Here is a 22,986-nt window from a genome sequence, read left to right on the forward strand (position 1 = left end):
TCGCAGGCAAGCCAGCTCCCACATTGGTTCTGCTGTGTGGCGGGTTGACGGTTACAATGCCGCTCTACCAAGGAGCCTTCATGACCGCCCTGCTGACCGACTGGCGCCACCGCCCCACCCATCGCCGCGTCTGGGCCCTGGCCGCGCCGATGATCCTGTCGAATATCTCGGTGCCCTTGGTGGCTCTGGTGGACAGCATGGTCATCGGCCACCTGCCCCACGCCCACCAACTGGGTGCCGTGGCTGTCGGCGCCAGCCTGTATACCTTCCTCGCCTGGGCCATGGGTTTCCTGCGCATGGGCTCCACCGGGTTCGCCGCCCAGGCCGCCGGGCGTAACGATGGTGCAGCGTTGCGGCAAATCCTGTTGCAAGGCTTGCTGTTGGCGCTGGGGCTGGCGATTTTACTGGGTACCGTGGGCATTCCCCTGAGCCATCTGGCCCTGGAATGGATGCAGCCCTCGCCCGAACTGAACCAACTTACCCGCGAGTTTTTCCACACCCGCCTGTTCGGCCTGCCCGCCGCTCTCGCCAGTTATGCACTGGTCGGCTGGTTCCTCGGCACCCAGAATGCACGAGCGCCATTGGCGATTTTGCTGACCACCAACCTGGTCAACATCGCGCTTAACCTATGGTTCGTCCTCGGGCTGGACTGGGGCGTGGTCGGCTCCGCCCGAGCCTCGGTGATCGCAGAGTGGACCGGCGCCCTGCTCGGCCTGGCGCTTACGCAAAAAGCCCTGCGTGCCTACCCCGGGCATATCGCCTGGGCCGCGCTGACACTGTGGCAAAGCTGGCGCCCGCTGCTGGCAGTGAACCGCGATATCTTTATTCGCAGCCTCGCCTTGCAGTCAGTCTTTTTCATGATCACGGTGCAAGGTGCACGGTTGGGGGACGCTACCGTTGCAGCCAATGCGCTGCTGCTCAATGGCCTGTTGCTGACGGCACATGCCCTGGATGGCCTGGCTCACGCGGTCGAGGCTCTGTGCGGCCACGCCATCGGCGCACGTGACCGGCAAGCGTTACGGCGGTCATTGGTGGTTGCCTGTGGTTGGTCGCTGATCGCCAGCGTGGGTTTCGCCCTGCTGTTCACCTTCGGCGGCCATCTGTTCATCGCCATGCAAACCGATATCCCCAGCGTGCGCGAAACCGCCGCTATCTACCTGCCCTACCTCGCGGTATTGCCGTTGATTGCGGTGTGGAGTTATTTGCTCGATGGGCTGTTTATCGGTGCAACGCGGGCGCGGGAAATGCGCGATGGGATGTTGCTGACGGTGATGCTGGTACTGCCGATTGCCTGGGCCTTGCAGGGCTTGGGCAACCACGGACTGTGGATAACTTTTTTGCTATTCATGGCGGTACGCAGCTTGATCCTGGGGGCGATTGCCTGGTGGCTGAGCACGCAGAATCGCTGGCTAAGCGATACCCGCTGACACGAGCCCCTACCTGTTACTTCTGACAGGTTACAAGCCGATTTTTCAAGCGTTGAATAGCGGTGGGCAACCTCCCCTGCTTACGCCAAGGAAAATCGCTATGAATATCAAACGACAAACAGGCATCGTCACCCTTTGGGTAATCGCCACGCTGACTACCGCAGGCTGCACGGCGCCATCGAACTCAACAGCGCAGCCGACCGGGACACTGCGGGTGGAGAACCAAATGGCCGGTGAGTACACACTCGTGGTGATACATGGGACTGAACAGCACAGAATCACCAAAGGCGAATCAAAGGACCTGACAATCGATGGAAAAGAGGTGCTCCTGTCGCGCCTCAACAGTCAGGGCACAATAACGCAGATAGCCCTCAACGTTCACTCAGAGAGCAAATGCCCAGTGACGCAATGCTTGCTCGTAAGGTGACTTGATCAACGTCGTGCCAATGCGGCCGGCCTCACAGGAACTAAACGAACACTCGCTCAGTTCCGGTGAGGCCGCACGACTCAAGAAGACAAGTAAGAAGAACGAGTCAACCCAAGACGCAACGCATCCAGGAACTGGGTACGCTCGGACGCCGAGATCTTCGCGCTCGCGCACTTGTCGCGGTAGTGCGTCATCAACTCTTCCGGCGACAAGTGCACATAGCGCAGCATGTCTTCGATGGTGTCGTGAGTCTCGATCCCGGCGCTGTACACCGAACCGTCTTCACGCTGGTAGATGTTCACCGAGTCGGTGTCACCGAACAGGTTGTGCATGTCGCCCAGGATTTCCTGATAGGCGCCGACCAGGAAGATACCCAGCAGGTAGTCCTCGCCTTCGTTCAAGCCGTGAACCGGCAGGCTGGTTTCGATGCTCTGCTCGTCGACGTATTGCTTGATCTTGCCGTCGGAGTCGCAGGTCAGGTCTTGCAGCACGGCGCGGCGCAGCGGCTCTTCGTCGAGGCGGTGCAGCGGCAGGATCGGCAAGACCTGGCCGATGGCCCACGTATCCGGCAAGCTCTGGAATACCGAGAAGTTGCAGATGTATTTGTCGGCCAGCTTGTCGTTGAGTTCGTCCAACACCTGGCGGTGCGAGCGCTGGCGGGCTTTCAACGAGTTGTGCAGGCGGCGGCACACCGCGAAGTAGCACTGTTCGGCCAGGGCTTTTTCGGCCAGGGTCAGCTTGCCGTCGGCGTACTGGGTGGCCACGTCGCTCATGTAGTGGGTGGCGCGCCAGTAGGTTTCGGTGACCATCTCGATGTCGGTCGGGCCCAGCAGGTCCACCAGCCATTGCACGGTTTCCGGCAGGCTTTCCTTGTTTTCGATGGTCGGGATTTCGTCGTTGTGCTTCTCGACGTCCGTCACCTGCACCACCAGCATGGCGTGGTGAGCGGTCAGGGAGCGGCCGCTTTCGGAGAAGATGTTCGGGTGCGGCAGGCTCTGCGCGTCGCAGAATTCCTTGAGCATGCCCACTACCACGCCGGCGTAGTCGTCCATGTCGTAGTTGATCGAACTGGCGTTGCGCGAGTGCGTGCCGTCGTAGTCCACGCCCAGGCCACCGCCGACGTCGATGTGGTCCACCGGCAGGCCGAGGTTGCGCAGTTCGCCGTAGTAACGAATGGCTTCCTTGAACCCGTGCTGGTAGTCGGCCAGGTTGGCAATCTGCGAGCCCATGTGGAAGTGCAGCAGGCGGATGCCCTGGTCCAGGCCGGCTGCGCGGAAGCGCTCGACCACCGACAGCAACTGGGCTGCCGACAGACCGAATTTGGATTTCTCGCCACCGGTGTCCGCCCACTTGCTCGATGCCAGGGACGACAGGCGCACACGCAGGCCCACCTGCGGCTTGACCTTGAGGCTCGCTGCCTCTTCGATCACCAGCCCCACCTCGGACTCTTTCTCGATCACGATGAACACGTTGTGGCCGAGCTTCTGGCCCATCAGCGCCAGGCGGATGAACTCACGGTCTTTGTAACCGTTGCAGACGATGGTGCCGCCCTTCGGCGCCAGGGCCAGCACGGCCAGCAGCTCAGGCTTGGAGCCGGCTTCCAGGCCGATGGAAACGTTCTGGGTGGCAATGATGTTCTCGATCACCGCTTCCTGCTGGTTCACCTTGATCGGGTACAGCGCGGTGTACTTGCTCTGGTATTCCAGGCGCTCGATGTTGGCATCGAAGGCACCGGTCAATTGGCGCACGCGGTCTTGCAGGATATCGGGGAAGCGCACCAGCAGCGGCAACGACAGGCCGCTTTTGCGCAACTCATCGACTTGCTCGTACAGGTCGACGGGCGTGCTGTTCGGGCCGTTCGGACGGACTTCTACGCGACCGGCTTCATTGATCGCGAAATACCCGGCCCCCCAATGGCGAATCCCGTAAACACTGCGGCTGTCCGCAACTGTCCATTGGCTGCCATCGTCTTTGCGTGTGCGTCGTACGGACATCGAAGTCCCCTATAAATGAAGGCGAAGGCGCCACCTCTCGCGGAGGCTGGCGCAGTCTAAAGAATGAAAATGACGATTTGCCTGCAAGGGAAGTAGACCCCACTGGCAGGACAGAGTTTAGCCACAGGTTGGGAAGAGGCTTTCAGCCGCCGGACTTCTTGGCCTTGTACCCGAGCTTGATCAGCTCGGCCAACAGCAACTCGACGTGATCGCCCTGAATCTCGATAACCCCGTCTTTCAACGCGCCACCGGTGCCACAGCGCTTTTTCAGCGAGGTGGCCAATTCCTTCAGGGCTTCTTCAGCCAGGGGCACGCCGGTGATAGTGGTCACCGTCTTGCCGCCACGGCCTTTGCTCTCGCGACGCACGCGGGCAATACCGTCGCCTTCGGGGATCAGGGTCTGTTTGCAGGTGCACGAATCCACGGGCTGACGACAGTCCGGGCAGTGTCGACCTGCGTCGGTGGAAAATACCAGGCCACCAAGGGCGGCGAAGGATGCGGCTTTTTTGGCCACCGGCAATCCTCTTGGGAGGATGAAGACTGATCGGCGCCGCACAAGGCGGTGACCGACCGCGAAGCCCCACTCAGGCAGGGGCAGCGCTACCGAACCGTCAAGGCCACCACCACTGTAGGAGCGAGCTTGCTCGCGAAGATCGTCAACGATAACGCGGGCATTCAGCCAGCACGCGGTGTCTTGGCGTTTTTCGCGAGCAAGCTCGCTCCTACAGGGTGAAACAATAGCGGTTCGGGTGAAAAGGCGCGCAGTGTAACGGCAAAAAGCCAAGTTGCTAAGAGCCAAATGGCGCCAATTTATACAACTTTAGCGACGTGAGGCGAGATAGCGCCGCAAGCCCTCTTGGGCGTCCGGGCAATAAGACTTTTGCTCGGCCTCTGCAAGCACCGTTTCAATGGATAGAAAACGCGCTTCCATGACCTCTTCAGGCTGCAAACACAGCGGGCCGTCCCATACAGCAGAGTAGGACGTACACCACAGGCGGCTGTCGCCATCTTCAAAGTAAAAATGATCGTGCTCGACCAACTCCACGCCACTCACGCCCAGCTCTTCCGCCAATTCCCGCTGTGCCGACAGGGCATAGCTTTCTCCCGCCGCCACCATCCCGCCCGCCGCCGTATCCCAGAACCCCGGGTACAGGGCTTTGCTCAGCGTGCGCCGGTGCACACACAGCTCGCCTTTGGAATTGAACAGGAAGATAAACGTGCAACGGCCGATCAAGCCGCGCTGGCGCAGGTCGGACCTGACCAGGTGACCGAGCAGGTGGTCCTGCTCGTCGACCCAGCAGATCAGTTCAGCGTCGGAGGCTGCTCGGTGTGCGGCCTCCTTTTGAGTAGCGTCCATCATCAACCCTGGTTGAGGAGCTGACGCAAGTCGATCACTGCAGCGTTTGCCCGGGAAATATAGTTGGCCATCACCAGCGAATGGTTCGCCAGTACGCCGAAGCCACTGCCGTTAAGAATCATAGGACTCCATACCGGTTCTTGCGAGGCCTCTAGCTCCCGAATGATCTGGCGCACGCTGACGGTGGCATTTTTCTTGGCCAGTACGTCGGCAAAATCGACTTCGATGGCACGCAGCAGATGGGACAGCGCCCATGCCTGGCCGCGCGCTTCGTAGAACACGTTGTCGATCTGCATCCATGGGGTTTCCACCACTTCTTCATCGACCTGCGGCACTTCACCCGGCGCCAGCGCCTCGGTTTTCAGCGCAGTGTTCAACTTGACCCGGCCCACGCTGGCGGACAGACGCTGGGACAGCGAGCCCAAACGTGTGGCCACATCGCCCAGCCAGTTGTTGAGGTTGTCGGCACGCGCATAAAACAGCGCGCCGCGCTGGTTCGGGTCAGACAGGCGCGCTTCGTAGCGGCTCAGGGAATTGATGCCTTCCTGGTATTCCGACTCACTGGATGGCAGCACCCAACTCTTGTTGTCGAAGTTGAAGCGCGGCTCGGCCTTGGCCAAGTCAGCGTCTTCAGCCGACTGCGACTGGGAGCGGGCGAAGTCTTTACGCAGGGCACGGGTGAGGTCACGCACCTGCACCAGCACGCCGTATTCCCAGCTCGGCATGTTGTCCATCCACAAGCCTGGCGGGAAACGGTCGTTGGAGATGTAGCCGCCTGGCTTGTTCAGCAAGGTGCCAACCACGGTCTTGAGGGTTTCGACGGTGGTGTAACCCACCACCATCTGCTTGCCTTCCTTCTCGGCGGCAAGCTGGGCATTTTGCTGCACCGGAAACAGCGCCGGCTCTTGGCTCCAGTACCAACCCAGGCCACCGGTGACCAGCAGGTACAAGCCGATGATGCTGAGCAACGCCCGGCTCATCAGCAGGTTGCGAAAATAGCTGCGGTTGGCCGACTTGGGCTCAGGGGCGGGGCCTTTGGCACTGCCTTCGCGGTTTTTCCAGTCCAGCATGGCGATATCCTTTCAATCACTTGAGTTCATGCACGTCAATTGTCCGGGTGCGTTCAGACATTCCGACCACAACCCTACCCCATCGTGCCCATCGGTGCGGGGCTTTTACACGAAACTGGCGCACCAGCGCGCTTGGACTATAAAGGATGCACGCGATTTACGCTGCGCGACCCATTGGTCAATAACTGAATGGCAGGCACGCAGACTTAATTGACGTATGACACTCATCTATCAGAAAAGAGGTGCTAGCATAGAGCCATCAGTCGACCTCAGCATGCACCCTCACAGTAGTCAGGATATGACCGAGTCAGAAGACCCCAGCCGCGAGCGTCTCAAGCAGCACTTTGCCCAGCGGGTAATTCATCAGGCACGTCAAATTCTTGAGATCTGGCAGCGCCTGCAACGCAGCGAGTGGTCGAACGCCGACTTTTCCGAACTCAGCGAAGCCAACCTGCGCCTGCAACGCTTCGCCGAACGCTTCGAACAGCCCGAACACACACAACTGGCACGGCATATCAGTCAATCCTTGCAGGCTGTGGACGAGAACCGTGGCCGTCTGAGCAGCCAACTGATCACCGAGCTCAACCGCTTGATGCAACGCCTGTCCCGCACCGGCCTGCGCCAGGGCGATCAGCTTGAGCAAACCTTCCTGCCGCCGATGCGCAAGCCGATCTATGTGATGCTGGCCGACCATGACCGCGCCGAACGCCTGGCCAAGCAGTTGGAGTTCTTCGGCATGGGCGCCCACGCCCTGGACAGCGTCGCCGCCTTTCGCGCGTCCATGGCCGAGCGTTTGCCGTCGGCGATCGTGATGGACGTGGACTTCTGCGGCACCGGCCTGGGCCTGAAGCTCGCGGCAGAGGCCCAGGAGGGCCTGGAGCAAAAGCTGCCGCTGTTGTTTTTCAGCCTGCACGAAACCGACACCCCGACACGCCTGGCCGCCGTACGCGCCGGCGGCGAAGAGTTCCTGACCGGCACCCTGGAGGCCTCAAGCCTGCTGGAAAAGATCGAAGTGCTAACCTGCGCGGCCCAGTACGAACCGTACAAAGTGCTGATCATCGACGACTCGCGGGCCCAGGCGCTGCACACCGAACGCCTGCTCAACAGTGCCGGCATTGTCACCCGCACATTGACCGAACCGATCCAGGCCATGGCCGAGCTGGCGGATTTCCAGCCCGACCTGATCATCCTCGACATGTACATGCCTGCCTGTACCGGCACCGAACTGGCCAAGGTGATTCGCCACAACGACCGCTACGTCAGTGTGCCGATCATTTACCTGTCGGCCGAGGACGACCTGGATAAACAGCTGGATGCGATGAGCGAGGGCGGTGACGATTTCCTCACCAAACCGATCAAGCCGCGTCACCTGATCACCACTGTGCGCAACCGTGCGTCACGTGCGCGCAACTTGAAGGCACGGATGGTGCGCGACAGCCTGACCGGGCTGTACAACCACACGCATATCCTGCAACTGCTCGAAGATTGCAGCTTCCGCGCACGCCGCGAGAACAAGCCGTTGAGCTTTGCCATGCTCGATATCGACCACTTCAAGCGCGTCAATGACAGCCACGGCCACCCCATGGGCGACCGGGTGATCAAGAGCCTGGCACTGTTTCTCAAGCAGCGTTTGCGCAAGACCGATTACATCGGCCGCTACGGCGGTGAAGAGTTCGCCATCGTGATGCCCGACACCGACCTGGATTCGGCCTGCAAGGTGCTGGACGACATTCGTCGGCGCTTTGCAGAAATCCACTACCCCGCCCAACCGCAGGATTTGTGGTGCACCTTCAGCGCCGGCCTGGTGGAGCTGTGCGACGGTTCCGACAGCTTGATGATGGCCGCCCAGGCTGACGAAGCGCTGTACCGCGCCAAGGACGCCGGACGTAATCGCGTGCAAGCCGCTCGCACATCAAAGCAAAGTGCCATCTTTTCACCAGAATCCACCGATTCGGTCATAACGCTGTAATACAAACGCAATAAATTCAGGCGCTTATCTCTTGCCGTCGGTTGAAACCCCGCATGCGCCTGAAGCTGCTGACCAATCTCAATACCCTTCTGCTGGTGGCTGTGTGCCTGGCCCTCGGGGCGACACTGTGGTGGTCGCAACGGGCGCTGGAGCGTCCGTACTTGTTGATGGAGCGCTACCTCGGGTTGTCCCAGGTCTTTCAAAACCAGGCTGCCCGTAACATCGAGGACTACTTGGCCAGCGGCGATGCCCTGCGCCTGAGCAGTGCAACCCAGAGCCTGGAAAGCCTGCAGCTTCAGCTGGGCGAACTGCCGCCCGACTTGGCGCAAAACCTGCGCCCCAGCCTCATGGACCTGGAGACTTTCAGCAAGACCGACCTGTTGGCCGCCGGTAAATTGGCTGGCGACCCGCAAGCCCTGTTGCTGCAAGCCGAGCGTGAACTGGGCGCGAACCTGGAACAATTGAGCCAGTACGCCAGCGGTGTCAATTCCGCGGAGGCTGCGCATTATATGTCGCCATTGCTCGCAGCCTCACAGCACCTGGGCAAACTGTCCCTGGCCCGCGACAAGCTAGTCAGCAGCGGGCGCGCCGAGTTGGCCGCGGATGTCGAGCGGGAAGTGACCAACCTGCGCACTCAGGCCGACCTGCTTGCGCAGCTGCCCTTATTGGGAATAAAGGCCAGCGCTGAATCCCACACCGATGATTTTTCCGCGTTGATGGGCCTGGAAAACACCGAAAAAACCGAAGCCCAGGACACCGGCGTCGACCTCAAGCGCGAACTCAGCAGCCTGTTGACCCGCTACCCCGCCGAACTCCAACGCACCCGTGAACAGATCCAGCAACGCGCCGATCTCGCCGCCAGCACCCACCTTAAAATCACCAACGTACAACAGGCTATCGCCGGCCTGGAACCCGTGGTGCGCACGCAACACGCGAAGATTCAGGGTGAAGTGCGTGTGATGCAGGGGGTGATGATTGGCCTGATCCTGCTGATCGCATTGCTGATCGATACCCTGCAACGCCGCCTGGCGCGCGTGCTGACCAACCTGGCACCCGCCTTGTCGACCTGGGCCGAAGGCGACTTCAGCCAACCGATTGCCCTGGGCAAGACCAACCGTGAACTGCACGATATCGAGGCCTCCCTTAACCGCCTGCGCGCCTACCTGGTGGATCTGGTCGGCACCATCCGTGGCAATGCCGAAGAAGTGGCAGGCAGCAGCCGCGCCCTGGCCGAACTGAGCAGCGGCCTGCACGACGGCGCCGAGCGCCAGGCCGGCGACACCGCGCAAATCCGTGATTCCCTGGGCGAACTGGAAGCCACCATCCAGCAAGTCGCCGGGGATGCCAGCCAGGCCGCCGGGGCCAGTCGCAGTGCGGGCCAGGCGGTAGAGCAAGGCCAGCGTGTGATCGGCCTGAGCCTCACCGGGCTGCATGCGCTGGTAGGCGAAGTGCAGCAAAACGCGCAGATGATCGAGAAACTTGCCGAAGAGTCCGCCACCATCGGCGGCGTGCTCACGGTGATTCGCTCGATTGCCGACCAGACCAACCTGCTGGCGCTCAACGCCGCTATCGAAGCCGCCCGCGCCGGTGAAGCCGGACGTGGTTTCGCCGTGGTAGCCGACGAAGTGCGCTCCCTGGCCCAGCGTACCGCCGGCGCCACCGCCGAAATCCAGGGCCTGATCGCCGGCCTGCAAAGCGCCGCGCACCAGTCGGTAGAAGGCATGCGCGCCCAGGTCGAACACGCCGAAGCCACCGCCCAGCAGGCCCAGGCGGCGGATGGCGCGCTGGATGAAATCGTCGGGGCGATCCAGACCATCTCGGATACCGCCGTACGCATTGCCGATGTGACCGCGCAGCAGAGTGGCGCCGTGAGCGAGATACGCGACAACAGTGAGCGGATTCATCAATTGGGTGAGGATAATTTGCTGCGTATTGGCCAGGGCCGTAGCCAGGGCGAGCACCTGCTGGTACTGGGCGGGCAGCTTACTACCGCCGTGCAAGCCTTCCGCGTCTAACCCCGATCCGGCCCTCTATGAAGACCGCAATGTGGCTGATCGTTCCCACGCTCCGCGTGGGAATGTCGCCCCAGACGCTCCGCGTCCCGCTTTAAAGCCGTGACGCAGAGCGTCACTGGATGCGTGCCCACGCGGAGCGTGGGTGCGATCAGCTCCCACACTGACCAAATGCCGTCTCCCAGTCACAAATTTTGCGCAATCCTCGCTAATCGTGCCGGCTACTGCATAGAACTGGACAGTCACAAAGGCTTTGCGGCATAGTCGCCGGGTTCTGACGCACCCACACCAATAACAAGGAACAGCCAATGGCGACCTTACTGGTTCTTCACGGACCCAACCTGAACCTGCTTGGCACCCGCGAACCGGGCGTCTACGGGGCAGTGACCCTGGACCAGATCAACCTCGACCTGGAAAAGCGGGCCCGTGAAGCCGGCCACCATTTGCTCTACCTGCAAAGCAATGCCGAGTATGAATTGATTGATCGCATCCATGCCGCGCGCGGCGAAGGCGTGGACTTTATTCTGATCAATCCCGCCGCTTTTACGCACACAAGCGTTGCATTACGTGACGCGCTGCTGGCGGTGAGCATCCCATTCATCGAAGTGCATTTATCGAACGTGCACAAACGCGAAGCTTTCCGCCATCACTCTTACTTCTCCGACGTAGCGGTAGGAGTGATCTGCGGCCTTGGCGCCAGCGGTTACCGACTGGCCCTGGAGGCCGCCCTGGAACACATTGAAGAACAGGCTAAACGCCCCTGACCGACCCTTGGGAGTTGATGATTCATGGATATCCGTAAAGTTAAGAAACTGATCGAACTGCTGGAAGAATCCGGTATCGACGAGCTGGAAATCAAGGAAGGCGAAGAGTCCGTACGGATCAGCCGTCACAGCAAGACCCCGGCCCAACAGTTCTACGCGCCACAGATGCAAGCACCGGCTCCAGCCGCTGCAGCTCCGGCTGCCGCACCTGCCGCCGCCGCTGCACCTGCCGCCCCAGCCGCTCCTGCGCTGAACGGCTTCGTGGTCAAGTCGCCAATGGTCGGTACTTTCTACCGCACCCCGGCACCGACCTCGCCAGCCTTCGTTGAAGTGGGCAAGACCGTGAAAGTGGGCGACACCATCTGCATCGTTGAAGCGATGAAAATGATGAACCACATCACCGCGGAAAAAGCCGGCGTCATTGAATCCATCCTGGTAGAAAACGGTCAGCCGGTTGAGTACGACCAGCCGCTGTTCACCATCGTTTGAACCGCGGAGCGCCTTCGATGTTGAAACCTGCGAAGAAACTGCAAAAAGTCCTGATCGCCAACCGCGGCGAGATCGCGCTGCGTATCCTGCGCGCCTGTAAGGAAGAGGGCATCAAGACCGTCGCTGTTTACTCGACGGCCGATACCGAATTGATGCACGTGAAACTGGCGGACGAAAGCATCTGCATCGGCCCGCCACTGGCCACGAACTCGTACCTGAAAGTCTCGAATATCATCGCCGCGGCAGAAGTGACCGGCGCCGATGGCATCCACCCGGGCTACGGCTTCCTCGCGGAAAACGCCGACTTCGCCGAACAAGTGGAAAAATCCGGGTTTGCCTTCATCGGCCCGAAAGCCGAAACCATTCGCCTGATGGGCGACAAGGTCTCGGCCAAGGACGCCATGATCGCGGCCGGTGTGCCCACCGTTCCAGGCTCCGACGGCCCACTGCCTGAAGACGAGGAAACCGCTCTGCGCATTGGTCGCGAAGTCGGCTACCCGGTGATCATCAAGGCCGCCGGTGGCGGTGGTGGTCGCGGCATGCGCGTGGTGCACAAGGAAGAAGACCTGATCGAAGCCGCCAAGCAGACCCGCTCCGAAGCGGGCGCCTGGTTCGGCAACCCGATGGTCTACCTGGAGAAGTACCTGACCAACCCACGTCACGTGGAGGTCCAGGTACTGTCCGACGGCCAGGGCCACGCCATCCACCTGGGTGATCGCGATTGCTCGCTGCAACGTCGCCACCAGAAGGTACTGGAAGAAGCCCCGGCACCGGGCCTGGACGAGAAAGCCCGCCAGGAAGTACTGGCGCGTTGCGTCAAGGCGTGCATCGACATCAACTACCGTGGCGCCGGTACCTTCGAGTTCCTCTACGAAAACGGCCGCTTCTACTTCATCGAGATGAACACTCGTGTGCAGGTAGAGCACCCGGTATCGGAGATGGTCACCGGTATCGACATCGTCAAGGAGATGCTGAGCATCGCAGCCGGTAACGTGCTGTCCTTCACCCAGGACGACGTGAAGATGCACGGCCACTCCCTGGAGTGCCGCATCAACGCCGAAGACCCGAAAACCTTTATCCCAAGCCCTGGCCTGGTCAAGCATTTCCACGCGCCCGGCGGCAACGGCGTACGTGTGGATTCGCACCTGTACAGCGGCTACAAGGTTCCGTCCAACTACGACTCGCTGATCGGCAAGCTGATCACCTGGGGCGCCACTCGCGACGAGGCCATGGCCCGTATGCGCAACGCCCTGGACGAAATCGTGGTCGACGGCATCAAGACCAACATCCCGCTGCATCGGGATCTGGTTCGTGATGAAGGCTTCTGCGAAGGTGGTGTGAACATTCACTACCTGGAACACAAGCTGGCCAACCAGTAAGTGCTCCACCCAACAAAACCGCCTTCGGGCGGTTTTGTTGTTTATGGGCCACCGCCCCCTGATCGTTCCCACGCGTGGGAACGCCTCTTGTGGCGCTCCGCACCACGCCTTAACAACGGGACGCGGAGCGTCCGAGGCGGCATTCCCACGCCGAGCGTGGGAGCGATCGTCGGCGCAGTCGTCTTCTGGCTTGCTCTCGCGTAAACTTGCGCGCTTTCGCGGCCTGCCCGCCGCACATTCATTTTTTTCAAAGGTGCCCGCCATGCCTTGGCTGCAAGTCCGTCTCGCCATCAGCCCAGAACAAGCCGAAACCTACGAAGACGCGTTCCTCGAAGTGGGCGCCGTGTCGGTGACCTTCATGGACGCCGAAGACCAGCCGATTTTCGAGCCGGAACTCAACACCACGCCGCTGTGGTCCCACACCCACTTGCTGGCCCTGTTCGAGGACGGCACCGACGCCGCCGCCGTGCTGGCCCATATGGAACTGCTCACCGGCGGCCCGCTGCCCGAGCATCACAGCGAAGTCATCGAAGACCAGGACTGGGAACGCAGCTGGATGGACAACTTCCAGCCCATGCGTTTCGGCCAGCGCCTGTGGATCGTGCCAAGCTGGCACGCCGCGCCCGAGCCAGACGCCGTCAACCTGCTGCTGGACCCGGGTCTTGCGTTCGGTACCGGCACGCACCCGACCACCGCCCTGTGCCTGGAATGGCTGGACGGCCAGGACCTGACCGACAGCAACGTACTGGACTTCGGCTGCGGCTCGGGGATCCTGGCCATCGCCGCCCTGCTGCTGGGCGCCAAGGAGGCCGTGGGCACCGATATCGACGTGCAGGCCCTGGAAGCCTCCCGCGATAACGCCGGGCGCAACAACATTGCCGAAGGCAAATTCCCACTCTACCTGCCTGAGGACCTGCCCCAGGTTCAGGCCGATGTGCTGGTGGCCAATATCCTCGCCGGGCCACTGGTGTCGCTGGCGCCGCAACTGTCGAGCCTGGTCAAGCCGGGCGGGCGCCTGGCGCTGTCGGGCATCCTCGCCGAGCAAGGTGAAGACGTGGCTGCGGCCTACGCCAAAGACTTCGAGCTGGACCCGATCGCCAACCGTGATGGCTGGGTACGCATCAGCGGTCGTCGGCGCTAGAATGAGCGCTTGCCTGAATCGGATGGCCGCATGACCGACAGTTTCGTCACCCAGTGCCCACATTGCCAATCGCGCTTTCGCGTCAACCACGCTCAATTGAGCGTGGCCCGCGGCGTGGTGCGTTGCGGCTCGTGCCTGCAAGTGTTCAACGCCGCTCGCCAGTTGCTGGAGCAACGTGCCCAGGCGTCTGCGCCGGAACCTGAAGCGCCGACAACCCCCGAACCGATTGGCGAAGCACCTCCCGAGCCACCGCGGGCCATCAGCCAGAAGCAGTGGACGGCCGAAGAGCTGGACCTGGATAACCTGGACAAGGAACTGGCCAGGCTGGAACGTCGCGAGATCCAGCACACCCAGGCAGTGGGCGCAGAACGTCGCCAGCCAGGCGCCGACCGTCGGCAAAAGGAAGAGTCCTTCAGTGCCAGCCGCGACACGGTCAAGGCCGAGGAAGAAAAATGGGCGGCCAGCCTGTTCAGTGAGCCACCCGAAGAGCGCGCCCAGGCACCAGAAGAAGAGCCCGAGCCGGTTAAGGCACCTGCGTCCAAACAGCGCACCGAACCGTCCATGTCCGCCCACGTCGACGAACTCGATGACGCACCAGCTCTGCACGCCACTACCGTGGATGACGACCTCGACCCGCCGCTGACACCCACTCGCGACGAGCACGATGAGCCTGAACCCGAAGACCGCGCACAGCCGCGCCGCAAGCGCGCGCGAACGGAGGCTGGTGTACACGACGAGTTACTCCAGGACCTGGAAGACGACCCCCTGCACCTGTATGCGCAGAAGCGTCCGTCAAGCTGGGGTCGCCGTCTGGTCTGGATATTGTTGGTGGTACTCGCCGCTGCCGGTCTGGCCGGCCAGTACATCGCCTACCAATTCGACGACCTGGCCCGCCAGGACGCCTACCGTCCCTGGTTCCAGGCGTTATGCCCGAAACTGGGGTGCACCGTGCCATCGCGGGTCGACATTACCCACATAAAGAGCAGCAATCTGGTGGTGCGCAGCCACCCCGAATTCGCCGGGGCGCTGGTGGTCGATGCCATCCTCTATAACCGTGCGACCTTCTCCCAGCCCTTCCCGCTGCTGGAGTTGCGCTTTGCGGACTTGAACGGCAGCCTGATTGCCAGTCGTCGCTTCAAGCCCGCCGAATACCTCAGCGGCGAGTTGGCTGGCGTCAGCGAAATGCCCTCGCAGACGCCTATCCACATCTCCCTGGACATTCTTGATCCGGGCAATAGAGCCGTGAACTACAGCCTGAGCTTCCACTCGCCCGAGTAAAACGGCGTGCCCACCGAGGTTTGACGGCGGATTATTGACTTGACCGCCGTCAACCAAACCGATGGCGATAAAAAAGTAACTGTTCAGATTTTATCCAATTCAGCCTTTAACCAGTCATCGAGAGCGGGTATCATGCCAACCCTTTTTCGAACTCTAATGATCCGGCCCCACAACAGGGAAGTCCTATGTCGGCGGTACGCATCGGCCCATACACATTGCAAAACGGCTTGATCCTCGCCCCGATGGCGGGTGTCACCGACCAGCCCTTTCGTCAGCTGTGCAAGCGTTTGGGCGCGGGTCTAGTAGTCTCTGAAATGGTTACCAGCGACATGAGTCTGTGGAACACCCGAAAGTCGCGGATGCGCATGATCCACGAAGGTGATCCCGAGCCACGCTCGGTGCAGATCGCCGGGGGCGATGCGCAGATGCTGGCGGATGCCGCACGGGCCAATGTGGAGCTGGGTGCACAGATCATCGACATCAACATGGGCTGCCCGGCCAAGAAGGTTTGCAACAAGGCCGCCGGTTCCGCACTGTTGAAAGATGAGCAGTTGGTCGCCGAGATCCTGCAGGCCGTTGTTGGCGCAGTGGATGTACCGGTGACCCTTAAGATTCGTACCGGTTGGGACCGGGACAACAAGAATGGCCTGACGGTGGCGAAGATCGCTGAACAGGCAGGCATTACAGCGCTGGCGGTGCATGGCCGTACCCGCGCCGACCTTTATACCGGTGAAGCCGAGTACGACACCATTGCCGCGATCAAGCAGGCCGTGTCGATGCCCGTCTTTGCCAATGGCGACATCGACAGTGCCGAGAAAGCCCGGCGCGTGCTGCACGCGACCGGTGCCGATGGCTTGTTGATTGGCCGGGCCGCCCAGGGGCGGCCGTGGATTTTTCGTGAAATCGAGCATTTCCTGCGTACTGGTGAAGTCTTGCCGGCACCAGAGTTGGTCGAGGTGGAACGTATTCTGCTAGAGCATCTGACCGCCCTGCACGCCTTCTATGGGGACGTGATGGGAGTACGCATTGCTCGCAAGCATGTCGGCTGGTATCTCGCCACCTTGCCGGGCGCCAAGGAATTCCGCGCTCAGTTCAATCGTTTGGATGAAACGCAGGCACAGGTCGCCACCGTTCGTGAGTTCTTCGCCGGACGCGACAAGAGCCTGGGAACAGGGGATGGAGAAGGGGTGGCCGCATGACGATGATGACCGAGACTTTAGTGAGTGGAACAACACCCGTGAGCGACAACGTCAATTTGAAACAGCACCTCAACACGCCCAGCGAAGAAGGCCAGACCCTTCGCGGGAGTGTCGAGAAGGCGCTGCACAATTATTTCGCCCACCTTGAGGGCGCTTCCGTCACGGATGTGTACAACCTGGTGCTCTCCGAAGTCGAGGCGCCCTTGCTCGAAAGCGTGATGAACTACGTCAAGGGCAACCAGACCAAAGCCAGTGAGCTGCTGGGCCTCAACCGTGGCACCTTGCGCAAAAAGCTCAAGCAGTACGATTTGCTGTAAGCATTCAATCAAACCAGAAAGGCGCCCGCGTAAAACCGGTCGCCTTTTTTGCTGACTTCCTTTGCTTTTGATGGAAATTGAGATGACCGACCAGACCACCCGCCTGCCGATCCGCCGTGCCTTGATCAGTGTTTCCGACAAGACCGGGATCCTTGAATTTGCCCGGGAGCTGGAAGCCCTGGGTGTGGAAATCCTCTCCACGGGCGGGACCTTCAAACTGCTGCAGGACAACGGCGTGGCCGCAGTAGAAGTCGCGGACTACACCGGTTTCGCAGAAATGATGGACGGTCGCGTCAAGACCCTGCACCCGAAAATCCACGGCGGCATCCTCGGCCGTCGCGGCATCGACGACGCCATCATGACCGAGCACGGCATCAAGCCGATCGACCTGGTGGCCGTTAACCTCTACCCGTTCGAAGCCACCATCAACAAGCCAGGCTGCGACCTGCCGACCGCCATCGAAAACATCGATATCGGCGGCCCGACCATGGTGCGCTCGGCGGCCAAGAACCATAAGGACGTGGCCATCGTGGTCAATGCCGGCGACTACGCCAACGTCCTGGAAAACCTCAAGGCCGGTGGCCTGACCTACGCCCAGCGCTTCGACCTGATGCTCAAGGCGTTCGAACACACCGCCGCCTATGACGGCATGATCGCCAACTACATGGGCACCGTGAACCAAGCGGCTGACACCCTGAGCACAGAAGGTCGCAGCCAGTTCCCGCGCACCTTCAACAGCCAGTTCATCAAGGCCCAGGAAATGCGCTACGGCGAGAACCCGCACCAGAGTGCGGCGTTCTACGTGGAAGCCAAGCCGGCCGAAGTGGGCATCGCCACCGCCACTCAACTGCAAGGCAAAGAACTCTCCTACAACAACGTGGCCGACACTGACGCCGCGCTGGAATGCGTAAAGAGCTTCGTCAAGCCGGCCTGCGTGATCGTCAAGCACGCCAACCCGTGCGGCGTGGCAGTCAGCCCGGACGCTGAAGGCGGTATCCGCCAGGCGTACGAACTGGCCTACGCCACCGACACCGAATCCGCATTCGGCGGCATCATTGCCTTCAACCGCGAACTGGATGCCGAGACCGCCAAGGCCATCGTCGAGCGTCAGTTCGTCGAAGTGATCATCGCCCCAAGCGTCAGCGAAGAAGCCCGCGCCATCGTCGCCGCCAAAACCAACGTGCGCCTGCTGGCCTGTGGCGAGTGGTCGGCAGACCGCGCCGCGGCCTGGGACTACAAGCGCGTCAATGGCGGCCTGCTGGTACAGAGCCGCGACATCGGCATGATCGGCAGCGATGACCTGAAAGTCGTGACCAAGCGCGCGCCGACCGAGCAAGAGATCAACGACCTGATCTTCGCCTGGAAAGTGGCCAAATACGTCAAGTCCAACGCCATCGTCTACGCCAAGAACCGCCAGACCATCGGTGTCGGCGCTGGCCAGATGAGCCGCGTGAACTCGGCACGTATCGCCGCGATCAAGGCTGAACATGCCGGTTTGCAGGTGGTGGGTTCGGTGATGGCTTCCGATGCGTTCTTCCCGTTCCGTGACGGCCTGGACAACGCCGCGAAAGCTGGCGTGACCGCCGTGATCCAACCGGGCGGTTCGATGCGTGATGCAGAAGTCATCGCCGCCGCTGATGAAGCTGGCATTGCGATGGTCTTCACCGGCATGCGCCACTTCCGCCACTGATTGATCGTTCCCACGCTCCGCGTGGGAACGCAGCCAGGGACGCTCCGCGTCCCTCGGACGCAGAGCGTCCGTAGAGGCATTCCCACGCAGAGCGTGGGAACGATCATCCTAACGAGGTTTTTGAAATGAATGTTTTGATCATTGGCAGCGGTGGCCGTGAACACGCCCTGGCCTGGAAAGTAGCCCAGGACCCACGCGTGCAGAAAGTCTTCGTTGCTCCCGGCAACGCCGGCACCGCCATCGAAGCCAAGTGTGAAAACGTCGCCATCGACGTGCTGGCCCTGGAGCAGTTGGCGGATTTTGCCGAAAAGAATGTTTCCCTGACCATCGTCGGCCCGGAAGTGCCACTGGTAGCAGGCGTCGTCGATCTGTTCCGCAGCCGTGGCCTGGATTGCTTTGGCCCTACCGCTGGCGCCGCCCAGCTGGAAGGCTCGAAAGCCTTTACCAAGGACTTCCTGGCTCGCCACAAGATCCCGACGGCCGACTACCAGAACTTCACCGAGATCGAACCGGCCCTGGCTTACCTGCGTGAGAAAGGCGCACCGATCGTGATCAAGGCCGATGGCCTGGCTGCCGGCAAAGGCGTGATCGTCGCCATGACCCTGCAGGAAGCCGAAGACGCCGTGCGCGACATGCTCGCCGGCAATGCCTTTGGTGACGCCGGTTCACGCGTAGTCATCGAGGAGTTCCTCGACGGCGAGGAAGCCAGCTTTATCGTGATGGTCGACGGCAAGAACGTATTGCCGATGGCCACCAGCCAGGACCACAAGCGCGTCGGCAACGGCGACAGTGGCCCGAACACCGGCGGCATGGGTGCCTACTCCCCGGCGCCCGTTGTCACCGCCGACGTCCACCAGCGCGTCATGGACCTGGTGATCTGGCCAACCGTGCGCGGCATGGCGGATGAAGGCAACGTGTACACCGGTTTCCTCTATGCCGGCCTGATGATCGACAAAGCCGGTAACCCCAAAGTCATCGAGTTCAACTGCCGCTTCGGCGATCCGGAAACCCAACCGGTGATGCTGCGCCTGCAATCGAGCCTGGTGCTGCTGGTGGAAGCCGCCCTCGCCCAGGCCCTGGACAAGGTCGAAGCGCAGTGGGACCCACGACCTAGCGTTGGGATTGTGCTGGCGGCCGGTGGCTACCCCGCCGACTACGCCAAGGGCGATGTGATCGAAGGCCTCGACGCCGCCGCTGCGCTGGAAGGCAAGGTGTTCCATGCAGGCACCGCGCTCAAGGACGGCAAAGTTGTAACCGCCGGTGGCCGCGTGTTGTGCGCCACCGCGATGGGTGCCAGTGTCGATGCCGCGCAACAACAGGCATACAAACTGGCGGCGAAAATCGACTGGAAGGGCTGCTTCTACCGCACCGACATTGGCTACCGTGCCATTGCCCGCGAACGCGGTGAGAACAACTGAGCAGCTACACTTGCAGTAGCTATCCGTTCGGTTAGGTAAGGGCCTTTGGCCCTTGCCGTACCCTGTTGCCCCGCGCATAGTTAACCCGTGCATCCACCTACCGAAGGGATTTCGCCGTGCGCTGGCTCAGGATCGCCATAGGTTTCACAATCAGTCTGCTGACCCTGCTCTGCTTGCTACCGGCCCAGGCCGCTGCGCAAGGCAGTGGCTGGGCAGTATTGCTTGATGAACAGGCCGACCTGCAACTGAGCGATATCCGTTCCGCCCGCTATACCAATCAATTCAGCCCCATCGAACTGGACCGGATCACCGCCGCGCAGCCGGACGGTGCGTTGTGGGTGCGTTTCAGGTTGCAGCCCGGCAAGCACGAACAAGTGCTGCGGGTGTTCGCCCCGGACCTCTCCAGCCTGAGCCTGTATGTGCTGGACGGCGACACCCTGGTGGAGCAACAAACCACCGGCACACGCCAACCCCAGGCTGAGCGCTCGTTGCCCAGCAGTGACTTCATGCTGCCGATGCCTCAGAGCCAACGGCCACTGGAGGTATACCTGCGCCTGGTCTCGGAACACGAGCTGCGCCCTTACATCACCCTGGAACCAGCGGTGCTGGCCGCCGCCAACCAGAACCAGACGCTGATCTACGGCCTGCTGTTCGGCGTGCTGTCGATGCTGATCCTGCACAACCTCACGCGCTTCGCCTACCACCGCTCGCGCAGCAGCCTGTGGCTGGCCGCGTGCGAGTTCCTGTTGATGCTCAGCCTGGCGCTGTTGCTCAACCTGGTGGGGCCATGGCTGCCGAACTGGCACGCAATCCAGACCCCCGGTGCCTACCTGGCCCTGCTGCTGACCGCACCCTGTGGGCTGATGTTCGCCTACCGCTTCTTCATGCCCCTGGGCCCGCACCCGCTGAACAAAGTGTTGATGGCCGACATCCTGCTGATCATCCTGTGCGGCCTGCTCCTGTTGTTCGTCAACACCTTGCCGCTGAACATCATCACCTATGCCCTGGTCGCGCTGGCGGGCCTGAGCATGCTGTTTGTCTCGGCCTATCACTGGCAAAAAGGCTACCGCCCGGCGCGCTTGTTCGTGGCGGCCATGGTGGTATTCAACATCGGCACGCTGATCATTCTGCCCGCACTGCTCGGCCTTACCCTGGTGGCGCCACAGGGGCTGATCGTCACCCTGTTGAGCTTTATCTGCCTCAGTGGCCTGCTGATGAGCCTGGCCCTCGGCGAGCGCCAGCGCGCCATTGTCGAAACCCGTTTCAGCCTGAGCCGCGACCTGGCGGCCAGCAATGCCGAAATCGCCGCCAAAGCCGAGTTCCTGGCGAAGATCAGCCACGAAATCCGCACGCCCATGAACGGTGTGCTGGGCATGACCGAGTTGCTGCTGGGCACGCCGTTGTCGGTGAAGCAACGCGACTATGTGCAGACCATCCACAGCGCCGGTAATGAGTTGCTCACCCTGATCAACGAGATTCTCGACATTTCCAAGCTCGAATCCGGGCAGATCGAACTCGATGATGTGCAGTTCGATCTCAATGCATTGATCGACGACTGCCTGAGCATCTTCCGCGCCAAGGCCGAGCAACAGAATGTCGAGCTGATCAGCTTCATCCAACCCCAGGTACCACGAGTGATCAGCGGTGACCCGACGCGACTGCGCCAGGCTTTACTGAGCCTTCTGGAAAACGCCCTGCACAAAACCGATGAAGGCGAAGTGCTGATCGTTGTCGCCCTGGATGAGCGCAGCACCAAGCCACGCCTGCGCATTGCCGTGCAAGACAGCGGCGTGCCCATGGAAGCTGCCGAACGCGACGCCCTGTTGCACAGCGAACTGCACAGCAAGAACTTCCTTTCGGCGACGCGCTTGAGCGGCCACTTGGGCTTGGTCATCGCACGCCAGCTGATCTTGTTGATGAACGGCGAGTTCGGCGTCAAGAGTGGGAGCCACCAGGGCAGTACCCTGTGGCTGACCCTGCCGCTGGACCCGGAACGCCTGGAACACCCGACCAGCGACCTCGACGGCCCGCTCAAGGACGCCCGCGTGCTGGTGGTGGACGACAACGACACCTGCCGCAAAGTCCTGGTGCAACAATGCACGGCCTGGGGCCTGAACGTCAGCGCCGTGCCTTCGGGCAAGGAGGCCCTGGCGCTGCTGCGCACCAAGGCGCACCTGCGTGATTATTTCGACGTGGTACTGCTGGACCAGAACATGCCCGGCATGACCGGCATGCAACTGGCGGCGAAAATCAAGGAAGACCCGAGCCTGAACCACGACATCCTGCTGATCATGCTCACCGGAATCAGCAATGCACCGAGCAAGATCATTGCGCGCAACTGCGGGATCAAGCGCATCCTCGCCAAACCGGTGGCTGGCTATACCCTCAAGACCACCCTGGCTGATGAACTGGCCCAGCGCAGCAAAGGCGCACCCGTGGCACGCCCGGCCCCCAGCGCACCGGCAGCCATGACCGTGCCCAGCGATTTCCGCATCCTGGTAGCCGAAGACAACAGCATTTCCACCAAAGTGATTCGCGGCATGCTCGGCAAGCTCAATCTCGACCCGGACACCGCCAGCAACGGCGAAGAAGCGCTGCAAGCGATGAAAGCCCAGCGCTATGACCTGGTATTGATGGACTGCGAAATGCCGATTCTCGATGGCTTCTCCGCCACACAGCAACTGCGGGCATGGGAAGTCAGCCACCAACGCGTGCGCACGCCAGTGGTGGCGCTCACCGCGCATATCCTGTCGGAACACAAAGAACGCGCACGCCAGGCAGGCATGGACGGGCATATGGCCAAGCCGGTGGAACTGTCGCAGTTGCGCGAGCTGGTGGACTACTGGGTGGCGCAGCGCCAACAGCGCCCTGAGCACAGCACCCTTTCCTGATGATCGTTCCCACGCTCCGCGTGGGAATGCCGCCCGGGACGCTCCGCGTCCTGCTTGAACGCGACGCAGAGCGTCACTGGATGCATTCCCACGCAGAGCGTGGGAACGATCACACCCACCACTATCGCAGGCAAGCCAGCTCTCACATTTGATCTGTGTCGGAC

17 protein-coding genes and 1 pseudogene are annotated in these 22,986 nt (G+C 61.4%); 14 read left to right on the plus strand and 4 right to left on the minus strand.

The window, feature by feature from the left end; translation table 11 throughout:
- Window positions 1-80 precede the first annotated feature (80 nt).
- Together AC1RAC_RS08340 and AC1RAC_RS08345 are read left to right on the plus strand one after the other, a co-directional pair.
- The gene (locus AC1RAC_RS08340) at window positions 81-1,427 is read left to right on the plus strand and encodes an MATE family efflux transporter (protein ID WP_492616494.1); all 1,347 of its coding nucleotides are present in this window, start codon (window positions 81-83) and stop codon (window positions 1,425-1,427) included.
- Window positions 1,428-1,527: 100 nt separating this feature from the next.
- Window positions 1,528-1,854, plus strand: coding sequence for a hypothetical protein (locus AC1RAC_RS08345; protein WP_252949352.1), 327 nt, complete (start codon window positions 1,528-1,530; stop codon window positions 1,852-1,854).
- Window positions 1,855-1,934: 80 nt separating this feature from the next.
- On the opposite strand, the gene speA is transcribed toward AC1RAC_RS08345, so the two are convergent.
- The 4 genes from speA to AC1RAC_RS08365 all read right to left on the minus strand — a co-directional run bounded on the left by speA (window position 1,935) and on the right by AC1RAC_RS08365 (window position 6,275).
- Complete coding sequence (gene speA / locus AC1RAC_RS08350; RefSeq protein ID WP_034126423.1) at window positions 1,935-3,848, minus strand: arginine decarboxylase; 1,914 nt, start codon at window positions 3,846-3,848, stop codon at window positions 1,935-1,937.
- Between the two features lie 142 nt (window positions 3,849-3,990).
- Window positions 3,991-4,362 carry a translation initiation factor Sui1 gene (locus tag AC1RAC_RS08355; protein ID WP_003188201.1) on the minus strand — a complete coding sequence of 124 codons (372 nt, stop codon included), beginning with the start codon at window positions 4,360-4,362 and terminating at the stop codon, window positions 3,991-3,993.
- A gap of 306 nt (window positions 4,363-4,668) precedes the next feature.
- Window positions 4,669-5,205, minus strand: a complete 537-nt coding sequence (locus AC1RAC_RS08360; RefSeq protein ID WP_034126422.1) for an NUDIX hydrolase — start codon at window positions 5,203-5,205, stop codon at window positions 4,669-4,671.
- Window positions 5,206-5,207: 2 nt separating this feature from the next.
- Window positions 5,208-6,275 carry a DUF2333 family protein gene (locus AC1RAC_RS08365; protein WP_003188197.1) on the minus strand — a complete coding sequence of 356 codons (1,068 nt, stop codon included), beginning with the start codon at window positions 6,273-6,275 and terminating at the stop codon, window positions 5,208-5,210.
- A 298-nt stretch (window positions 6,276-6,573) separates the two neighbouring features.
- On the opposite strand from AC1RAC_RS08365, the gene AC1RAC_RS08370 reads away from it, so the two are divergent.
- From AC1RAC_RS08370 to AC1RAC_RS08425, 12 genes and pseudogenes are all read left to right on the plus strand, one after another.
- Window positions 6,574-8,244, plus strand: coding sequence for a diguanylate cyclase (locus AC1RAC_RS08370; RefSeq protein WP_313044425.1), 1,671 nt, complete (start codon window positions 6,574-6,576; stop codon window positions 8,242-8,244).
- A gap of 1,499 nt (window positions 8,245-9,743) precedes the next feature.
- Window positions 9,744-10,259 (plus strand): annotated as a pseudogene (locus AC1RAC_RS08375) (methyl-accepting chemotaxis protein); the annotation flags it as partial.
- Window positions 10,260-10,564: 305 nt separating this feature from the next.
- Window positions 10,565-11,020 (plus strand): type II 3-dehydroquinate dehydratase, encoded by a 456-nt coding sequence (gene aroQ / locus AC1RAC_RS08380; protein WP_003188192.1) that lies wholly within the window; start codon window positions 10,565-10,567, stop codon window positions 11,018-11,020.
- A 24-nt stretch (window positions 11,021-11,044) separates the two neighbouring features.
- Window positions 11,045-11,509, plus strand: a complete 465-nt coding sequence (gene accB, locus AC1RAC_RS08385) for an acetyl-CoA carboxylase biotin carboxyl carrier protein (protein ID WP_003188191.1) — start codon at window positions 11,045-11,047, stop codon at window positions 11,507-11,509.
- A gap of 17 nt (window positions 11,510-11,526) precedes the next feature.
- Window positions 11,527-12,888: an acetyl-CoA carboxylase biotin carboxylase subunit gene (accC, locus tag AC1RAC_RS08390; protein WP_003188188.1), complete on the plus strand. Its 1,362-nt coding sequence runs from the start codon at window positions 11,527-11,529 to the stop codon at window positions 12,886-12,888.
- Between the two features lie 262 nt (window positions 12,889-13,150).
- Window positions 13,151-14,029, plus strand: coding sequence for a 50S ribosomal protein L11 methyltransferase (gene prmA, locus AC1RAC_RS08395; protein WP_034134793.1), 879 nt, complete (start codon window positions 13,151-13,153; stop codon window positions 14,027-14,029).
- A 30-nt stretch (window positions 14,030-14,059) separates the two neighbouring features.
- Window positions 14,060-15,307 carry a DUF3426 domain-containing protein gene (locus tag AC1RAC_RS08400; protein WP_492616495.1) on the plus strand — a complete coding sequence of 416 codons (1,248 nt, stop codon included), beginning with the start codon at window positions 14,060-14,062 and terminating at the stop codon, window positions 15,305-15,307.
- A gap of 185 nt (window positions 15,308-15,492) precedes the next feature.
- Complete coding sequence (dusB, locus tag AC1RAC_RS08405; protein ID WP_181124984.1) at window positions 15,493-16,506, plus strand: tRNA dihydrouridine synthase DusB; 1,014 nt, start codon at window positions 15,493-15,495, stop codon at window positions 16,504-16,506.
- A complete protein-coding gene (gene fis / locus AC1RAC_RS08410; protein WP_002555375.1) occupies window positions 16,503-16,823 on the plus strand; it encodes a DNA-binding transcriptional regulator Fis in 321 nt (106 codons plus the stop codon). The genes dusB and fis overlap by 4 nt, the downstream gene beginning before the upstream one ends.
- Window positions 16,824-16,905: 82 nt before the next feature.
- On the plus strand, window positions 16,906-18,513 hold the full coding sequence (gene purH, locus AC1RAC_RS08415; protein ID WP_057977756.1) for a bifunctional phosphoribosylaminoimidazolecarboxamide formyltransferase/IMP cyclohydrolase: 1,608 nt from the start codon (window positions 16,906-16,908) through the stop codon (window positions 18,511-18,513).
- 125 nt (window positions 18,514-18,638) lie between these two features.
- Window positions 18,639-19,931, plus strand: a complete 1,293-nt coding sequence (gene purD / locus AC1RAC_RS08420; protein ID WP_014716727.1) for a phosphoribosylamine--glycine ligase — start codon at window positions 18,639-18,641, stop codon at window positions 19,929-19,931.
- A gap of 116 nt (window positions 19,932-20,047) precedes the next feature.
- Window positions 20,048-22,822, plus strand: a complete 2,775-nt coding sequence (locus AC1RAC_RS08425) for a hybrid sensor histidine kinase/response regulator (protein WP_034126413.1) — start codon at window positions 20,048-20,050, stop codon at window positions 22,820-22,822.
- Window positions 22,823-22,986 lie beyond the last annotated feature (164 nt).

This window comes from Pseudomonas sp. GW823-FHT02F05, assembly GCF_058797315.1.